Consider the following 16,445-nt stretch of genomic DNA (forward strand, 5'->3'; position numbering starts at 1 on the left):
AGCGGCGTCGGTTTACATGCCCTGCCCCGCAGGTAGAATGGCGCCCACTCCCACCACAGCCCGAGCGGATTTCATGGCGTTGCCGACCTTACGGATTATTGGTTTTATCATCGGCATCTTCCTGATTACGCTGGCCATTGCCATGGTCGTGCCCATGGCGACCCTGGTGATTTTCGAGCGCACCCACGAGCTCCCCTCGTTCCTGTGGTCGAGCATGATTACCTTCGTCGCCGGCCTGGCGATGGTTATCCCTGGTCGCCCCGAACACATCCACCTGCGTCCACGGGACATGTACCTGTTGACCGTCAGCAGTTGGCTGGTGGTCTGCCTCTTCGCCTCACTGCCTTTTATGCTGGCTCAACATGTCAGCTTCACCGACGCGATCTTTGAAAGCATGTCCGGCATCACCGCCACCGGTTCGACGGTCCTCAGCGGCCTGGACTCCATGTCACCCGGCATCCTGATCTGGCGTTCGCTGCTGCACTGGCTCGGCGGCATCGGTTTTATCGGCATGGCGGTGGCGATTCTGCCGTTGCTGCGCATCGGTGGCATGCGCCTGTTCCAGACCGAGTCCTCGGACCGTTCGGAAAAGGTCATGCCTCGCTCGCACATGGTGGCGCGTCTGATCGTGGCGGCTTATGTCGGCATCACCATCATCGGCAGCCTCGCGCTCTGGTGGGCCGGGATGAGCCTGTTTGATGCGATCAACCACGCGATGTCAGCGATCTCCACTGGCGGGTTTTCCACCTCGGACCAGTCGCTGGCCAAATGGACGCAGCCGGCGGTGCACTGGGTGGCGATTGTCATCATGATTCTCGGCAGCCTGCCCTTCACCCTGTACGTCGCAACCTTGCGCGGCAACCGTCGGGCCTTGATCAAGGATCAACAGGTTCAAGGGATGCTCGGCATGTTGCTGGTGACCTGGCTGGTGCTTGGCACCTGGTACTGGTGGACCACCCAACTGCATTGGCTCGAAGCCTTGCGGCACGTGGCGTTTAACGTGACATCGGTGGTCACCACCACCGGTTTTGCGCTGGGGGATTACAGCCTGTGGGGCAATTTCTCGCTGATGCTGTTCTTTTACCTGGGCTTTGTCGGCGGCTGCTCAGGCTCGACGGCCGGCGGGATCAAGATTTTCCGCTTCCAGGTCGCCTATATCCTGCTCAAGGCCAACCTTAACCAATTGATTCACCCGCGCGCGGTGATCAAGCAGAAGTACAACGGTCACCGTCTCGACGAAGAAATCGTGCGTTCGATCCTGACCTTTTCGTTCTTCTTTGCCATCACCATCTGCGTCATCGCGTTGCTGCTCTCACTGCTCGGCGTGGACTGGATGACTGCCCTGACCGGCGCGGCCAGTACCGTGTCCGGTGTCGGGCCGGGGTTGGGGCCGACCATCGGGCCGTCGGGTAACTTTTCGTCGTTGCCGGACGCCGCCAAGTGGATTCTGTCGTTTGGCATGCTGCTCGGCCGACTGGAGATCATTACGGTGTTTGTTCTGTGCATTCCTGCGTTCTGGCGCCACTGACCTGCGCCGCCGCTTCGGTCATGTGCGCCCGGTACTCGCCGGGGGTCGCATCAAACCAACGGCGGAACGCGCGGAAGAAATTGCTCGGGTCAGCGAACCCCAGCAGGTAGGCAATTTCCAGCAGGGTCATGGTGGGCTGGGCCAGGTACTGCTCGGCCAATTCGCGCCGGGTGTCATCGAGCAAGGCCTGGAAACTGGTGCCCTCTTCCTGCAAGCGTCGCTGCAAGGTGCGTTGTGAAAGGTGCAGCGTCTGCGCCACGGTATCGCGCTTGGGTTCGCCTTGGGGCAGCAAACGGCACAATACCTGTCGCGCCTTGTGCGTCACACGGCTCTCGGAAAACCGCGCCAGGTACTCGCCGGCAAACCGGTCATGCAACAGCGCCATTGCTTCATTGGCGGTCGGCAATGGTGCTTCCATGTCGGCACGTTCGAAGATCAACGCGTCGTAAGGCGCGTTGAACAGCAACGGCGCATGAAAGGCTTGTTTATAGGGTTCGAGGTCGACAGGTTGATCGCCCTGTAACAGCACCTTGAGCGGTTGCAAGGTCCGCCCGGTCAACCAGCCGCACAATGCCAGCGCACAGGCCAGTGACGCCTCGGCACTTTGCCGGGTCGGCGGCAAGTGGTCGCCGTGGACCGTCAGAATCAGCGCATAACCTTCATCCAGCAGACGGAAACTCAGGTCGGCACTTTCGGCAATGATCCGCTGATAGCGCACCAGCCGCTGAAAGCCTTCGGCCAGGGTCTGACTGGACATCAGGGCGTAACCGGCGACATGGAAAGACGCCGGTCGCACCACCTTGCCCATGTTCAGGCCGATCGCCGGGTTGCCGGACAGCTCGACCGCGCGCTGCCACAGTCGCGTCATGGAATCTTGCGGAAAACGCGCATCCGGATCATCCAGTGAGGCGTAGTCGAGCCCTAGCTGCTTGAACAGTGCCCGGCAATCCAGGCCGTCCATCTCCAGTGCTTTGACAATCCCCATCGCCCAGCTTGCAGAAGTCGTTCGTTCGCTCATGGCGTTTGCTTACTGTTCAGTGAGCCGTCTGACGCGGCTAGTTTTCGAAGGATACTAAAGTGGCGCCTATTGTCACTGGCTGATGCCAATGATCACTCTAGACTCAAATAAGCTACCCGCAGAACATCTTGCAATCAGAACAACAACCACAGAGATCGCTGTCGTGGAAAACATCAAACGTTTCAACAGCTTTGCTGAGTTCTACCCGTATTACCTCAGCGAGCACAGTGACAGCACTTGCCGACGACTGCACTTCATCGGCACGACACTGGTCATCTTCATTCTCGCCCTGACCATCGGCAAAGGCGCGTGGCTGCTGCTGTGGGCCCTGCCGCTGGCGGGTTACAGCTTCGCCTGGGCCGGGCATTTTTTCTTCGAGAAGAATCGGCCTGCGACCTTCCAGCATCCTCTTTATAGCCTGCTCGGTGACTTCGTCATGTACCGCGACATGATCCTGGGTCGCGTGCCGTTTTAAGCGTCGTGAACACGAAGAGAGAAGAGTCAATGAATGCCAACGCCCGTTTCACCCACATGAAGGATGGCACCCGGGAAGACTGGGCGATCATCGCCGCCGACTTCAGTGCCTACGCGAAACAATTGCCTTCAAGGATTGTGGCGCACCTGAAGTTGCTGGAGGGCGATTTTGGTGGCTTCCCGGTGGACCGTCTCACCCACTCCCTGCAAACCGCCAGTCGCGCCTGGCGCGATGGCCGTGATGAGGAATATGTGGTGTGCGCGTTGCTGCATGACATCGGTGACACTTTGGGTTCCTACAACCATCCGGACATTGCCGCGGCGATTCTCAAGCCGTTCGTCAGCGCCGAGAATCTGTGGATGGTGGAGAAACACGGGATTTTCCAAGGCTATTACTTTTTCCACCATTTGGGCATGGATCGGCACCTGCGCGAGCAGTTCAAGGACCATCCGCAGTATCAGGCCACCGTCGAGTTCTGTGCCAAATACGATGCGGCGGCCTTTGACCCGGCCTATGACACGCTGCCGTTGAGTTTCTTTATGCCAATGATGGAACGGTTGTTTGCGCAGCCGAAGAACTCGATCTACAAGGCGGCGATGGAAGAATATTCGCCGGCCTGATACACCTCAGGGGACCGCTGCGCGGTCCATCGCGAGCAGGCTCACTCCTACAGTTGACCGCGTTCTCAAGGCAGACTCAGTTCAATGCAGGAGTGAGCCTGCTCGCGATGAGGCCCCAGCCCAGTCACCGCAAATTTCAGGCCGGCTCGGCAACCTTCAGCGCCTTCAACTCCGCCTCACGCGCCTGCGCATCCGCCAGCCGATACAACTCGATCGACCCGTCCCAATGCTCGATCAGCGCCGTACACGACTCCACCCAATCCCCGCAATTGAGGTAATCCACCTCGCCCACCTTGCGAATCTCGGCATGGTGGATGTGCCCGCACACCACGCCATGTAACTCGCGCTTCACGCATTCGTGGGCGATGGCTTCCTCGAAATCGCTGATGAAGCTGACTGCTGTCTTAACCTTGTGCTTGAGGTACGCCGACAACGACCAATAGCCGTAGCCATAGCGGGCGCGCCAGTGGTTGAGCCAGCGGTTGAGGGTCAGGGTGAACTCGTAGGCCGAGTCCCCGAGGAAGGCCAGCCAGCGGTGATAACGGGTGATGACATCGAACTGATCGCCGTGGATCACCAGCAGATGACGGCCGTCGGCGGTGACGTGCACGGCTTCGTCGACCAACTGGATGTTGCCCAGGATCAGCTTGGAGTAACGACGCAGGAACTCGTCGTGGTTGCCGGTGACGTAGATCACTTCGGTGCCGCGCTTGCTCATGGTCAGCAAGCGACGAATGACGTTGGTGTGCGCCTGGGGCCAGTACATGCCGCCGCGCAGTTTCCAGCCATCGATGATGTCGCCGACCAGGTAAATCTTGTCCGCGTGGTAGCCCTTGAGAAACTGCGACAGGTGCTCGGCCTGGCAGTCTCGAGTGCCCAGATGCACATCTGAAATCCACAAGGTCCGCACACGTTGCTTACGACTGGGTTTGGCGAGCTCGGCGCTGGTCATGGGCAACCCTCTGCGATTGTTTTTCCAAGCTTGCGCCGGTCGGGTTAATCGGTCATGACAGGGGTGAGTCATTCCTGTGACAGCAACCGGCCGGTGTAGACTGGCCCCATCTTGCCCAGGAGAGCGGTGATGCGACCGATCCTCACACTACGCCAGTACACCCACGACCTGATCGTCCACAGCCACGACCACGCCCAACTGGTGTTCGGGCTGTCGGGCGCGCTGGATTTCGAAGTCGACGGGCGTGGCAGTCAGGTGGTGCAGCAGAGTTTCGTGGTGGTGCCGTCCGGTTTCCATCACGCCTGCGGCAGCAGCAATGGCAGCCGCTGCCTGGTGCTGGATGTGCCGAGCGATCAATGGATTTCACAGTCGCTGGGCGATCACGCCGAGGCCAGTCGCCGTCTGCTCGACAACGCTGGACGCTTGCCGCTGGATGCCGGGCAGAGCCAATTGGTCAGTTGGTTGGCGAGCAGTCAGGTCCACGATCCGTTGATCGCGCAACAAGGCGCGGTGCTGTTATTGGCCAGCCTCAACAACGCCAAACCAGCCAGCGTGGGCGGACGACGCCTGCCGTATGCAGCGATGAATGCGCACATCGATCAGCATGCAGCTTATCCGTTGCAAGTGGCGGACCTGGCCGGTGTCGCCGGGTTGTCCAGCGCCCGGTTGCACGCACGGTTTGTGGCTGAATGCGGGCAGACGCCGATGGACTATATCCGCAGTCGACGGCTGCATATTGCGGTGGGGTTGCTGCGGGATTCGCCATTGCCCATCGGCGAGATTGCCAGTCGGGTCGGCTACAGCTCACAGAGCGCCTTCGCCGCCGCAGTGTTGCGCGAGTTTGGCGCCTCTCCCGGCAAACTGCGGCGCGAGGCTGGCGACAAATGAGGCGAGTCTGACGACAGAAAAACCGCGCATCACGCGATTAAATGTAGCAGCTGGCGAAGCCTGCGTCCGACTGCGAAGCGGTCGCCATCGGGACAAATGCAATGTGTCTGATACACCGCGTTTTCAGGTTTTACGACCGCTCCGCAGTCGGACGCAGGCTGCGCCAGCTGCTACAAATCCGTAGTTTCTGTCGGTTTGGTTTACTCGTTTATCAAGGATTGCAATGACTCCCCGTTCCGCCCTTGGCGCCCTGCATATCGGCGCATTAATGTTTGGCCTGACCGGTGTGTTCGGCAAACTCGCCGCCGCGTCCCCCGCTGTCATCGTCTTTGGCCGCGCTGCGTTTGCGGTGCTGGCACTCGCGGTTTTCGCGCGTTTCGCCAGCAACACCCGTTGGCAGAAACTTGAAGCCGTGGATTGGCGCCGCCTGCTGCTCAGCGGTTTGCTGCTGGCCGGACATTGGGTGAGTTTTTTTATTGCGGTGAAAGTCGCGGGCGTGGCGATTGCGACCTTGGGCTTTGCCAGTTTCCCGGCGTTTACCGTGATCCTCGAAGGGCTGATCTTCCGCGAGCGGATTCGCGCCAATGAAATCCTGCTGGTGGTATTGGTCAGTGTCGGGCTGGTGTTGGTCACACCGGACTTCGATCTGGCGAGCGGCGCGACCACCGGTCTGCTATGGGCCGTCGGTTCCGGGTTGTTGTTTGCCCTGCTGTCGCTGACCAACCGGGCCAGTTCCGGACGGATCCCGCCGGTACAGGCCGCGCTGTGTCAAAACGTGGTGGTCGCGCTGTGCCTGCTGCCCGTGGCGGTACCGCAGTTGAGCGAAGTGCGTGGCATCGATTGGCTGTGGATCAGTCTGCTCGGGGTGTTCTGCACCGGCGTCGCCCACAGTCTGTTCGTCGCCAGCCTGGCGGTGATCAAGGCCCGCACGGCGGCGGTGGTGTTCGCCCTGGAACCCGTTTACGGGATCACCATGGCCTGGCTGCTGTTCAATGAAAACCCGACGTTGCGGATGCTGATCGGCGGCGCGCTGATCATTGTGGCGATCGTGGTTTCCAGCCGGCTGTCCGGTGGTTCAAGCAAAAAAACCGTGGCGGCGGAAGCGGCGTCTCACTGAGTGCGATCGTTGTGGCCCAGGTCGCGGTCCGGATCGATCTGATCGCGGACTCGCTGCTTGAGCACCTTGGCCTCGGGAAAACCGCCATCGCCCTTACGCTCCCAGAGTTGCACGTCGTCACAAAAAATATGGAACACCCCACCGGTGCCGGGCACCAGCGACACTTTGCCCAGGTCATCACCGAAGGTGCTGAGCAGTTCCTGAGCAAGCCAGGCGGCACGCAACAGCCATTGGCATTGCGTGCAATAGGTGATGATGATTTCCGGTTTGTGCGCGGTCATGACAGGCAAGTCTCTGAGTCTGGGAGCGCAGCCATCATAGAGCCTCAGCCGATACCGGCCAACAGACTGCGGGCGGTCTGCTTGAGCGGTTCGTCGCCGTCCTTGAGCAATTCGTTGAGCAGCGTGATCGCGCGATCCAGGTCGCCATCGTCGATGCAGGTCTGCGCTTGTTCCAGTTTGCCGGCGTTGGATGGCGCCGCCGGGGCCAGGCTCAGCGGTTCAAGGTGCAGCGACTGAGGCGCCTCGCTGAATTCGTCGAGGAAGTCGTCATCCAGTGATGGCGTGTCAGGCACGGGGTCCCATTCCAGTTCGGGCGCTTGCTGCGACGATTCGCCGGGCAGTTCGTACACCTCGGGCAACACGTGCAGGTTCGAGGTGAAGGTCAGCTCGTCCGACGGTTTGGCGCAAGCCGGTGGGCTGTCAAAAGGGCTGACCAGATCCCAATTTGAATCCATCGATAACTCATCCAGGTTCAACTGGAATTCATCGTTGGGCACAGCTTCCGCCGGTGCGACTACGGGCGCGGCCACCACGGGTGCGGCACTGCTCAGTTTCGGATGGCTGGCGCGGATGTCCTGTAGTTTTTGCGGGTCGAACCCGGCGTCGCGCAGGCTGCTTTCCTGCGCGTCATAGGCCGTCACATTGCCTTGTTTGCCGAGCACCTCCAGCAGCTGCACCGCCAGCTCCGTGCGCTCAGGCTCTTTCATCAGCGCCTCTCGCAACATGGCAGCGGCTTCGGAAAACCGGCCATACGTCAGGTAGATGCCGACCCCTTCCAGCACATCACCCGCTGAGGTTTCTTCACGATGATCGGACGCCGGTTTGAGCAGGGTCTTTTGGACTAACGGTTGCACAGCAGGATCAAGCATCGGCTCCTGCCGTGACGGCAAATCGGGGGTTGCCTCGGGCAAGGCCGCGACCTGCTGACGTCGATGACGAAGGAACAACCCGAGCAGCACCAACGCCACCAGTGCCAGCAGGCCGATGATCAATTGCCAATGGGTCGCTTCCTCGACAACCACAGGCGCGGGCACGACCGCCGTCGGCGCAGCGGGCTCGGCTGGCGTTTGTCTGACGTCGGCCAATTGGGTCTGCAGTTCGGTGATCTGCTTTTTCTGACCGGCGATCTGCTCATCCTGAGCCGCCAGCTTCGCCTTCAACTCATCGATGGTTTTTTGCAGTTGCTGGTTTTGCAGGACAGCGGCGGCCAGTTGCTCGGCCACAACGGGATCACTCACAGGCGTGACGGCCGGTTGCGGGGGAGCGGGGTTCTTCGCAGGTGCAACTGGCGGACTGGCCGGTTTGACGACCGGAAATGCAGAAGGCTGGGGTTCGCCAACCGGCTCATCAGCGGCGGGTTCAATCCCCGGGGTGCCCGGCGGATCAATCAGTACCGTGTATTCGCGCAGCAAGCGCCCGTTGGGCTGATTGAGCTGCACCACGAAATTCAGGAAAGGTTCTTTGACCGCTTTGGTGGAGGTCACCCGGATCAGGTTGCGATTGCCTCGCAGGATCGGGGTGAACTTCAGATTGTTGAGGAAGAACACCCGCTCGACGCCGGCACGGCTGAATTCATCCGCCGTCGCCAGGCTGACGGACAACTCGCCCTCCTCCAGACCACCGACATCCACCAGGGCGATGTCGGCACTCAACGGCTGGTTCAGCGCGGAGTGGAGCGTGATGTCCCCCAAACCCAGCGCAGGTGCCAATGCCGAGTAGGTGATAGCGCCACTGACCAGAAACGACCTGACGCCACACCGTAAAACCAACCGCCAACTCTCAAGCATGAGCATCCCTTAGAGAACAGAACCAACCTATGCGTGTTTGCACATCCGGTACGAACACGATATTGCCTAGTAGTTCTTTATAGTCTGCCCAACGGGGTATCTCAAAAGTCTGGCGGGTGGTTATGCCTCAAGATTTTTCCAGGTTGGCCAGAATGTGCCCGTGAACCCGCATGCACACCTTCAGATCCGCCTCATCGACGCCCGCGAACAATTCGTGGCGCAGTTGCGTGGCAATGGTTTCAATTTGTTCGATCAGGGGACGGGCCGGCGCGCAGAGGACAATTTTTTTCGCCCGACGGTCTTCCAGAACAGCTTGGCGCTGTACCAGGCCCTGGGATTCAAGGCTGTCGAGCAAACGGGCCAGCGTCGGCCCTTCGACACCGACGCTTTGCGCCAGCTCACGTTGGGTCGGGGCTTCCTCGAAACGGGCCAGGTGCAGCAGCACCAGCCAGCGTGCCTGGGACAATCCCAGCCCGGCGAGACGGCGGTCCAGTTCGGCACGCCAGCCACGCGACATCTGGGCCAGTTGCATGCCAAAGCGGTGTTGATCGGTTAACGGCATAAAACACTCATGATTAGACTGAAATTAATTAAAACTAATTATTAGTCAGCTAAGCATGGCCGTTGGCTGGAGGCAAGGTTTGGTCTGTAGTGAATCGTTACATCAACCTACAGGGCCACTCAAACCTCAAATTCCGATTGCAGGGCGGCACGCACGCAGTACAAAACGCCTTCCGGCACTCGCCCGGCAAACAGGGCAGCGATCTCAGAAACCGCTGGCAATTCACCTTCGCCGTCGAGGAACGCATCCTGGACTTCGCCCATCAATTCTTCCGGCAAGTCCAGCGCTTGTTCCAAAGACAGCTGCTGCTTGCCAATCGCTTCGGCGAGCATGGTGTAGACGTTCTTTTCCGAGCATTGCAGCTGACCGGCGATTTGCACCGGGGTCATGCCGGCGCGAGCCAGGGTGATCAGTTCGTGGCGCACGTCGGCCACGACTTTCGGTGCCTCGACCTGACCGCCCAGCACTTCGAGGAAGGCCTCGCCGTAACGCTCGAGCTTGCGTGCACCGACACCACTGACCGTGGCCATTTCTGCCAGCGACGTCGGCTGGCTGCGGAGCATTTCCAGCAACGTCGAATCGGGGAAGATGACGTACGGTGGCACGCCATGTTCTTCGGCCAGTTTGCGCCGCAAGGCACGGAGCGCCTCCCACTGCTCGCGCTCTTCGCCACGCACCAGTTGGCTCGCCTGGCTCTTGCTGCTTTTCGCGGTGGTTTGCGGCTTGAGGTCGCGGCGCAGCTCCAGGGTCACTTCACCCTTGAGCAGCGGCCGGCAGGTGTCGCTCAGGCGCAGGCCGCCATAGCCTTCGAGGTCGATGTCGGCCAGCCCACGGGCCACCAGCTGTCGGAACAGGGAGCGCCATTCGCTCTCGCCCATCGCCTTGCCGACCCCGAACACTGAAAGATGCTGATGACCAATGCTGCGGATTTTTTCGTTGTCCTTGCCCAGCAACACGTCGACCAGATGCCCGACACCATAACGCTGGCCGGTGCGGTAAATCGCCGAGAGCGCCTGACGGGCCGGCTCGGTGGCGTCCCAGGTCTGCACGCCGTCGACACAGTTGTCGCAATGGCCGCACGGCTCGGGCATGTCTTCGTCGAAGTAGGCCAGCAATGTCTGGCGACGGCAGCGGGTTTCTTCACAGAGCGAGAGCATCGCGTCGAGCTTGTGCTGTTCCAGACGCTTGTGGCGCTCGTCGCCTTCGGAGTTCTGCAACATTTGCTTGAGCATCACCACGTCTTGCAGGCCGTAGGCCATCCAGGCGTCTGCTGGCAGACCGTCACGGCCACCGCGACCGGTTTCCTGGTAATAGGCCTCAAGGGATTTTGGCAAATCGAGGTGAGCGACAAAGCGCACGTTGGGTTTGTCGATGCCCATGCCGAACGCCACGGTGGCAACCATGATCAGGCCTTCCTCGTTAAGGAAGCGCTTCTGGTGATGGGCCCGGGTTTCGTTGGGCAGACCCGCGTGATACGGCAGCGCCGGGAAGCCTTGTTCGCTGAGGAACACCGCCACTTCGTCGACTTTCTTGCGCGACAGGCAGTAAACAATACCGGCATCGCTGCGCCGCTCGGCAAGGAACGCGAGCAACTGCTTGCGCGGCTGCTCCTTGGGCACGATGCGGTAGAAAATATTTGGGCGGTCGAAACTCGACAGGAAGCGTTCGGCGTCTTGCAGATGCAGGCGCTCGACGATTTCTTCGCGGGTACGCTTGTCGGCCGTGGCGGTCAGGGCGATGCGCGGAACGTTCGGGAATAACTCCGCCAACTGCCCCAGTTGCAGGTATTCGCGACGGAAGTCATGGCCCCATTGCGACACGCAGTGCGCTTCGTCGATGGCGAACAGGGCGATTTCAAGGCTTTGCAGGAAGGCCAGCATGCGCGGCTGGACCAGACGCTCGGGCGCGAGGTAGAGCATCTTCACTTCGCCGCGCTTGATGCGGGCCGCCAGATCGCGCTGTTGTTCGGCGCTCAGCGTCGAGTTCAAGGCTGCGGCCGCGACGCCCAGCTCTTCGAGGGTGGCGACCTGGTCGTCCATCAGTGCGATCAGCGGCGACACCACCACGGCCAGGCCTTCGCGCAACAGCGCCGGCACCTGGAAACACAAGGATTTGCCGCCACCGGTAGGCATCAGTACCAGGGCGTCGCCACCACTGGCCACGCGCTCAATGATTGCACCCTGACGGCCACGAAAACTGTCGTAGCCGAAGATGTCCTTGAGGACGCGTTGAGCCTGTTCGAGCATAAAAACTCCAAAAATCACAAAAACATCCCTGCAAGGCTGGTTCAGAACCACGCACGCTGCACTGACAAATCGTAAGTGCGCGTTGCATGACGCTTCACATTCCAGCCGCGACGCCAGCAGGGCATCACAAAACGCGCGAGTATACCCGAGCCCTCCCTTGCGCAGGGCACCGCTGATAAGACACATCAACCCAATGCAACAAAGAACCCTGTAGGGGAGTGAGACCGGCTTGCCGGCGATGTCGGTGGGTCAGTCAACATTGATGTTGAATGTGGCACCGTTATCGCGAGCAGGCTCACTCCTATAGGGAATGCGGTGTTCTGAGGCTGCAAATATGCCGCGCGGCTGGCCTGAGCGCTCAAGAAGGCCTAGAATTCCCGCATCTGTTTATTTCCCAAGGTAGCCCTTTAATGTCCTTCGCTGAGCAACTAACCCGTTTGCAAGTCTTCCTCGACGCCGACGAACTGCATGACGAGGCGCTGGACTACGTGGCCGCCCACGGCTACCTCACTGCGCTGTCGATCTGCTCCGAAGAAGTACCGGACCGCGAATGGATCGACGCCCTCTTCGCCGAAGAGCCGCACTACGCCGATGACACCGAGCGTGAAGCCATCGAATCCACCCTGCTGGCCCTCAAGGCTCACATCGCCCGCCAACTGGCGTCCGATGAAGAGTTCGAGCTGCCGTGCGAGCTGGACCTGGGCGAAGATCCGGATGACTCCGACCTGCGCGGCTGGTGCATCGGTTTCATGGAAGGCGTGTTCCTGCGCGAAGCCGCCTGGTTCGAAACCGCCGAAGACGAAGTCAGCGAAATGCTCCTGCCGATCATGGTCGGTTCGGGACTGTTCGACGAACAGCCAGAGTTCGAAGACATCGCCAAAGATGCCAACCTGATGGACGACATGATCGTACAGATCCCGGAAGCCCTGACCGCGCTGTACCTGCTGTGCAACGCGCCAGACGAAAAACCGGCGATCCTCAAGCCACGTCATCACTAAGGTCTTGCCTATGGACAACCCCATAGGCAACCGCTCCCTGATGTTGCGTTACGTGCTGCTGGCCATCGGCTGGCTGAGCGTAGCGCTGGGGGTGATCGGGATTTTCCTGCCGGTTTTGCCCACCACGCCCTTTCTGTTGCTGGCCGCTGCGTGCTTCGCCCGCAGTTCGCCGCGTTTTTATCAGTGGCTGGTGGAGCATCCATGGCTGGGCCCGTGGATTCGCGACTACCTTGACGGCAACGGCATCCCCCTCAAAGGCAAGGTCTACGCCATCGGGCTGATGTGGGTGAGCATCCTGTTCTCCTGCTACCTGGTGCCCCTGCCGTGGGCGCGCGGCTTCATGCTGACCAGCGCCGTGCTCGTCACGATCTACATCCTCAAGCAAAAAACCCTGCAAAAACCTCGATCCCTGTAGCAGGTCCGTGCAGGTCCGTGTACCCACCCGACAATTTGTCCATCCTCGCCCAAAACACCGCCTAGACTTCAGTCATCTGCACGCGAGCAGCCAGACATGTCACGTCGTCCGCGTAGTCCAGGATGGTCAACGCTCCGACTTCGGCTCGGCGGCTGGTTGCTGTTGTCCAGTTTTCTACTGACAGGGTTGGGCAGTGTCCTTGCCGACTGGGACTTTGCGCAGATTCTGCAAACCGCCGAAAAGCGCTATGGCCCTCTCGGCCCCGCCAAGGGAAGAGTCGAGGCCTGGAGTCAAATGCTCAAAAGCGAACTCAAGCAACCCGAGCGCGAGCAACTGAATGCGGTCAATCAGTTCTTCAATCAGCAGCTGAATTTTCAGGATGACATGCGCATCTGGCATCAGACCGATTACTGGGCCACGCCAGAAGAATCGCTGATCAAGGGCGCCGCCGACTGTGAAGACTACGCGCTGGCAAAGTATTTCAGCCTGCGCTACCTCGGCGTTCCCAGCGAAAAACTGCGCATCACCTACGTCAAGGCCCTGGCCCAAAACCAGGCGCACATGGTGTTGACCTTCTACAGCAGCCCCACGGCCGAACCGCTGGTGCTGGATAACCTGATCGGCGAAATCCGCCCCGCGTCCCAGCGTAAAGACCTGTTGCCGGTGTACGCCTTCAACGCCGAAGGCCTGTACTTGCCCGGTGCCAACGGCGGCAAACGCAGCGGCGACACAAAAAAGCTGTCGCGCTGGCAAGACGTGTTGAAAAAGATGCAAGCCGAAGGATTCGCCGTGGGCGACGGCTAGCCGTTATAGCAAGGAGCGTTTTATGTCACTGCGCAAACAGTTGTTTCTCGCCATTTGCCTGTTCCTGCTGGTGGCCTTCAGCGGCAGTTTTTTTGTCAGTCTGGAAAGCTCCCGCGAACAGATGCTCGGCCAGTTGCGCTCGCATGCCCAGGACGCCGCCACCGCACTGGGTCTGTCGCTGACCGCGCAGATCGACGACCCGGCCATGATCGAGTTGATGGTCAGCTCGATTTATGACAGCGGCTACTTCCGCAGCATTCGCGTCGTCAACATCGTCGACGAACAGGTGTTGGTGGAACGCAGCGCCCCCGCAAAAATCGACGGCGTTCCAGGCTGGTTCGTCAGGCTCGTCAACCTGCGCCCCGAAGGCGGCGACGCGCTGATCATGCGCGGCTGGGAACAGGTGGCCCGGGTCGAAGTGTTGAGCAATCCGCAATTTGCCCTGGCCAAACTCTGGGACAGTACCCTTGGCAGCCTGCTCTGGCTGTTGGTCTGTGGGTTGCTCAGCGCGATATTCGGCGGTTGGCTGTTGCGTCGGCAATTGCGCCCGCTCGACAAAATGGTCAAACAGGCCGAGGCCATCAGCAAACGCGAGTTCCTGAGCCTGCCAAAACTGCCGCGCACTCCGGAATTGCGCCGCGTGGTACTGGCCATGAACCAGATGGTCGAGAAGCTCAAGGCGCTGTTCGCCGAAGAAGCCACGCGCAGTGAAAAACTGCGGGCCGAGTCCTATCAGGACAGCCTCACGGGCCTGGCCAATCGCCGTTTGCTGGATGAACAACTGGCCGATCATCTGTTGATCAGCGAACAGAGCAGCACCGGCCATTTGCTGATGCTGCGAGTCAACGACCTGATCGGCCTCAACCAGCGTCTGGGTGGTCAACGCACCGACGCGTTGATCAGCGCCGTCGGCGAGCTGCTCAAGCGCCTGACGCATTTGCCGGAACGTCGGACCTGGCTGGCGGCACGCAACCGCGGCGGTGAGTTCAGCCTGCTGACGCCGGGCCTGGATGGCGCCGACGCCGAGCGCCTGGCCTCGGAAATCAGTGCAACGTTGGAGAACCTGCGCCTGACCGGCGCCAGTGATTGCATGCCGGTGGCGCATTTGGGCATCGTCCCCTACCACCCCGGCGAACCGGCCAGCGACGTGCTGCTGCGTCTCGATCAGGCGCTGACGCAAGCCCGGCAACATCCCGAGCGGCCGTGGGTGCATCTGGCCGACACTGCCACCGCGAACAACCACTCCCAACATGACTGGCGCGCCTGGATCGACGACGCCCTGACCCACGGCAAACTGCAGCTGTATTTCCAACCTGTGGTGCAATGCGCCGACACCAGCCAGGTGCTGCATCACAAAGTCCTTGCGCGCCTGCTCGACCCCAACGGCGAAGCCATTGCCGCCGGGCATTTCCTGCCGTGGATCGAGCGCCTCGGCTGGTCAGCGCGGTTTGACCTGGCGATGCTCGAAGCGACCCTCGACTACCTCGTCGTCAACCGCTGGCCCCTGGCGTTGAGCCTGTCCGGCAGCACCCTGCGCGACCCGGCGCCGCTGCGACACATCATCGACTTGCTTGATTCGCTGCCGGAACTGGCACCGCTGCTGACCCTGGAAATCGACGAACGCCAGTTGCCGCCGCCCGAAGAACTGCAGCGCCTGAGCCATAGCCTGCTCGATACCGGTTATGGCCTCGGCTTGCAGCACTTTGGTGGCAGCTTCAGCCAGATCGGCAACCTGACGCAGCTCGGGTTGGCGTATCTGAAAATCGATGGCGCGTACATCCGCCGCATTGATGTGCAGCCTGACAAGCGGCTGTTTATCGATGCTATTTTCCGCGCGACCAACAGCATTGATCTGCCGTTGATTGCGGAGATGGTCGAGACGCAGGGGGAGTTGGAGGTGATTCGCGAGCTGGGGTTGTTTGGGGTGATGGGGCGGTTGATTGGGCCGCCGGAGCCGATGTGAAGGGTTCGACCGCTCGTCTTACTGCCGACATCCGATGCGGAATAAACAGCGATGTTTAAAAAAACACTTCCAGACACTCACTCCGGCTACGCATCCTTGCGCCGTAGCCTATGGCTACGTCAGAATCCGCCGGCTTGTGTGCTTTGACCCTGATCTTTATCGTTTCCGCATCGCTGCCAATCAGCGATCGGGTTTAGCGACCCGACCAGGTATAAGCGCAACACTTCAGTCTTACTGCAGGCGAACGTCTGCAGTTTCGATATGGCGGCTGTGCGCGGGAGACCCTCGGGTCTGCCGGGTCTTATACCTCTCGGTTCGCTAACCTGCGAACAGCCGCCACCCTTACTTGTTTAGCGACAGGTTCTGGTGGCTCCATCAGGTATAGGCGCTTCACCATGTTCAAAATCACACCCAACCCACCAGAAACCGACACCGACGACGTTTCCCCCTACGAATCCACCGATCCCAAAAAGCTCAACAACGCCGCCGACCGCGCCCTCGACTACTATCTCAAACCGGTCATTCCCAAAGACACCCCGCGCAAACCCAGCACGATCTACTTCGTCGGGCCCGACACCGATAACGAAACCCTGCTGGTGAATGCCTGTGAGACGTTGGCGTCAGCGAGTGTGATGTTGAGTGATTTCGCGGGACAGTTGAATGGCCCGCAGCGCCACACGCTGCTGGGGATTCAACACTCGGTCATGCTGGGTGAGTTGGCGGTGAACCGGATGCTCGATAACGTCGATCCGCACGGCTAACTCTCCGCCCCCTCGCCACAATGACCGGGT

The 16,445-nt window shown here is 60.3% G+C and carries 16 protein-coding genes; 10 read left to right on the forward strand and 6 right to left on the reverse strand.

Features of this window, described 5'->3' with window-relative positions:
- Positions 1 to 73: 73 nt before the first annotated feature.
- Positions 74 to 1,528, forward strand: coding sequence for a TrkH family potassium uptake protein (locus AB4N43_RS09050; RefSeq protein ID WP_027922296.1), 1,455 nt, complete (start codon positions 74 to 76; stop codon positions 1,526 to 1,528).
- On the opposite strand, the gene AB4N43_RS09055 is transcribed toward AB4N43_RS09050, so the two are convergent.
- The gene (locus tag AB4N43_RS09055; RefSeq protein ID WP_081743913.1) at positions 1,485 to 2,546 is read right to left on the reverse strand and encodes an AraC family transcriptional regulator; all 1,062 of its coding nucleotides are present in this window, start codon (positions 2,544 to 2,546) and stop codon (positions 1,485 to 1,487) included. The genes AB4N43_RS09050 and AB4N43_RS09055 overlap by 44 nt on opposite strands.
- A 163-nt stretch (positions 2,547 to 2,709) precedes the next feature.
- Here AB4N43_RS09055 and AB4N43_RS09060 point away from each other — a divergent pair, with 163 nt between their 5' ends.
- Positions 2,710 to 3,021 carry an Mpo1-like protein gene (locus AB4N43_RS09060; protein WP_027922294.1) on the forward strand — a complete coding sequence of 104 codons (312 nt, stop codon included), beginning with the start codon at positions 2,710 to 2,712 and terminating at the stop codon, positions 3,019 to 3,021.
- Between the two features lie 29 nt (positions 3,022 to 3,050).
- Positions 3,051 to 3,641 (forward strand): HD domain-containing protein, encoded by a 591-nt coding sequence (locus AB4N43_RS09065; RefSeq protein ID WP_059181402.1) that lies wholly within the window; start codon positions 3,051 to 3,053, stop codon positions 3,639 to 3,641.
- A 136-nt stretch (positions 3,642 to 3,777) separates the two neighbouring features.
- On the opposite strand, the gene AB4N43_RS09070 is transcribed toward AB4N43_RS09065, so the two are convergent.
- Positions 3,778 to 4,593 carry a UDP-2,3-diacylglucosamine diphosphatase gene (locus AB4N43_RS09070; protein ID WP_027922292.1) on the reverse strand — a complete coding sequence of 272 codons (816 nt, stop codon included), beginning with the start codon at positions 4,591 to 4,593 and terminating at the stop codon, positions 3,778 to 3,780.
- A gap of 129 nt (positions 4,594 to 4,722) precedes the next feature.
- Here AB4N43_RS09070 and AB4N43_RS09075 point away from each other — a divergent pair, with 129 nt between their 5' ends.
- On the forward strand, positions 4,723 to 5,481 hold the full coding sequence (locus AB4N43_RS09075; protein WP_027922291.1) for a helix-turn-helix transcriptional regulator: 759 nt from the start codon (positions 4,723 to 4,725) through the stop codon (positions 5,479 to 5,481).
- A 223-nt stretch (positions 5,482 to 5,704) separates the two neighbouring features.
- Positions 5,705 to 6,598: a DMT family transporter gene (locus AB4N43_RS09080; protein WP_460153812.1), complete on the forward strand. Its 894-nt coding sequence runs from the start codon at positions 5,705 to 5,707 to the stop codon at positions 6,596 to 6,598.
- Here the strand turns inward: AB4N43_RS09080 and AB4N43_RS09085 are convergent.
- The 4 genes from AB4N43_RS09085 to recQ form a co-directional block, all read right to left on the reverse strand.
- Complete coding sequence (locus AB4N43_RS09085; RefSeq protein ID WP_027922289.1) at positions 6,592 to 6,879, reverse strand: Rdx family protein; 288 nt, start codon at positions 6,877 to 6,879, stop codon at positions 6,592 to 6,594. The two genes, AB4N43_RS09080 and AB4N43_RS09085, sit on opposite strands and share 7 nt — an antisense overlap.
- Positions 6,880 to 6,923: 44 nt before the next feature.
- Positions 6,924 to 8,666 (reverse strand): FimV/HubP family polar landmark protein, encoded by a 1,743-nt coding sequence (locus AB4N43_RS09090; protein ID WP_460153814.1) that lies wholly within the window; start codon positions 8,664 to 8,666, stop codon positions 6,924 to 6,926.
- 127 nt (positions 8,667 to 8,793) lie between these two features.
- On the reverse strand, positions 8,794 to 9,228 hold the full coding sequence (locus tag AB4N43_RS09095; RefSeq protein WP_027922287.1) for a MarR family transcriptional regulator: 435 nt from the start codon (positions 9,226 to 9,228) through the stop codon (positions 8,794 to 8,796).
- A 119-nt stretch (positions 9,229 to 9,347) separates the two neighbouring features.
- Positions 9,348 to 11,474 carry a DNA helicase RecQ gene (gene recQ, locus AB4N43_RS09100; protein ID WP_027922286.1) on the reverse strand — a complete coding sequence of 709 codons (2,127 nt, stop codon included), beginning with the start codon at positions 11,472 to 11,474 and terminating at the stop codon, positions 9,348 to 9,350.
- 410 nt (positions 11,475 to 11,884) lie between these two features.
- Between recQ and AB4N43_RS09105 the strand changes: the two genes are divergently transcribed.
- The 5 genes from AB4N43_RS09105 to AB4N43_RS09125 all read left to right on the forward strand — a co-directional run bounded on the left by AB4N43_RS09105 (position 11,885) and on the right by AB4N43_RS09125 (position 16,415).
- Entirely contained in the window at positions 11,885 to 12,472 is a 588-nt protein-coding gene (locus tag AB4N43_RS09105) for a UPF0149 family protein (protein ID WP_027922285.1), read from the forward strand.
- Positions 12,473 to 12,482: 10 nt separating this feature from the next.
- Entirely contained in the window at positions 12,483 to 12,887 is a 405-nt protein-coding gene (locus tag AB4N43_RS09110; protein WP_027922284.1) for a YbaN family protein, read from the forward strand.
- A 96-nt stretch (positions 12,888 to 12,983) separates the two neighbouring features.
- Positions 12,984 to 13,691, forward strand: coding sequence for a cysteine protease LapG (lapG, locus tag AB4N43_RS09115; protein WP_027922283.1), 708 nt, complete (start codon positions 12,984 to 12,986; stop codon positions 13,689 to 13,691).
- 22 nt (positions 13,692 to 13,713) lie between these two features.
- Complete coding sequence (gene lapD, locus AB4N43_RS09120; RefSeq protein ID WP_027922282.1) at positions 13,714 to 15,654, forward strand: cyclic di-GMP receptor LapD; 1,941 nt, start codon at positions 13,714 to 13,716, stop codon at positions 15,652 to 15,654.
- Positions 15,655 to 16,049: 395 nt separating this feature from the next.
- Positions 16,050 to 16,415, forward strand: coding sequence for a DUF6124 family protein (locus AB4N43_RS09125; RefSeq protein ID WP_460153817.1), 366 nt, complete (start codon positions 16,050 to 16,052; stop codon positions 16,413 to 16,415).
- Positions 16,416 to 16,445: the final 30 nt, after the last annotated feature.

The sequence above is a fragment of the Pseudomonas sp. S2_B07 genome (assembly GCF_054668435.1).

Coding starts and splice junctions, on each gene's coding strand:
- AB4N43_RS09050 (WP_027922296.1), top strand. CDS start 74: ATGGCGTTGCCGACCTTACGGATTATTGGTTTTATCATCGGCATCTTC.
- AB4N43_RS09055 (WP_081743913.1), bottom strand. CDS start 2,546: ATGAGCGAACGAACGACTTCTGCAAGCTGGGCGATGGGGATTGTCAAA.
- AB4N43_RS09065 (WP_059181402.1), top strand. CDS start 3,051: ATGAATGCCAACGCCCGTTTCACCCACATGAAGGATGGCACCCGGGAA.
- AB4N43_RS09070 (WP_027922292.1), bottom strand. CDS start 4,593: ATGACCAGCGCCGAGCTCGCCAAACCCAGTCGTAAGCAACGTGTGCGG.
- AB4N43_RS09075 (WP_027922291.1), top strand. CDS start 4,723: ATGCGACCGATCCTCACACTACGCCAGTACACCCACGACCTGATCGTC.
- AB4N43_RS09080 (WP_460153812.1), top strand. CDS start 5,705: ATGACTCCCCGTTCCGCCCTTGGCGCCCTGCATATCGGCGCATTAATG.
- AB4N43_RS09085 (WP_027922289.1), bottom strand. CDS start 6,879: ATGACCGCGCACAAACCGGAAATCATCATCACCTATTGCACGCAATGC.
- AB4N43_RS09090 (WP_460153814.1), bottom strand. CDS start 8,666: ATGCTTGAGAGTTGGCGGTTGGTTTTACGGTGTGGCGTCAGGTCGTTT.
- AB4N43_RS09095 (WP_027922287.1), bottom strand. CDS start 9,228: ATGCCGTTAACCGATCAACACCGCTTTGGCATGCAACTGGCCCAGATG.
- recQ (WP_027922286.1), bottom strand. CDS start 11,474: ATGCTCGAACAGGCTCAACGCGTCCTCAAGGACATCTTCGGCTACGAC.
- AB4N43_RS09105 (WP_027922285.1), top strand. CDS start 11,885: ATGTCCTTCGCTGAGCAACTAACCCGTTTGCAAGTCTTCCTCGACGCC.
- AB4N43_RS09110 (WP_027922284.1), top strand. CDS start 12,483: ATGGACAACCCCATAGGCAACCGCTCCCTGATGTTGCGTTACGTGCTG.
- lapG (WP_027922283.1), top strand. CDS start 12,984: ATGTCACGTCGTCCGCGTAGTCCAGGATGGTCAACGCTCCGACTTCGG.
- lapD (WP_027922282.1), top strand. CDS start 13,714: ATGTCACTGCGCAAACAGTTGTTTCTCGCCATTTGCCTGTTCCTGCTG.
- AB4N43_RS09125 (WP_460153817.1), top strand. CDS start 16,050: ATGTTCAAAATCACACCCAACCCACCAGAAACCGACACCGACGACGTT.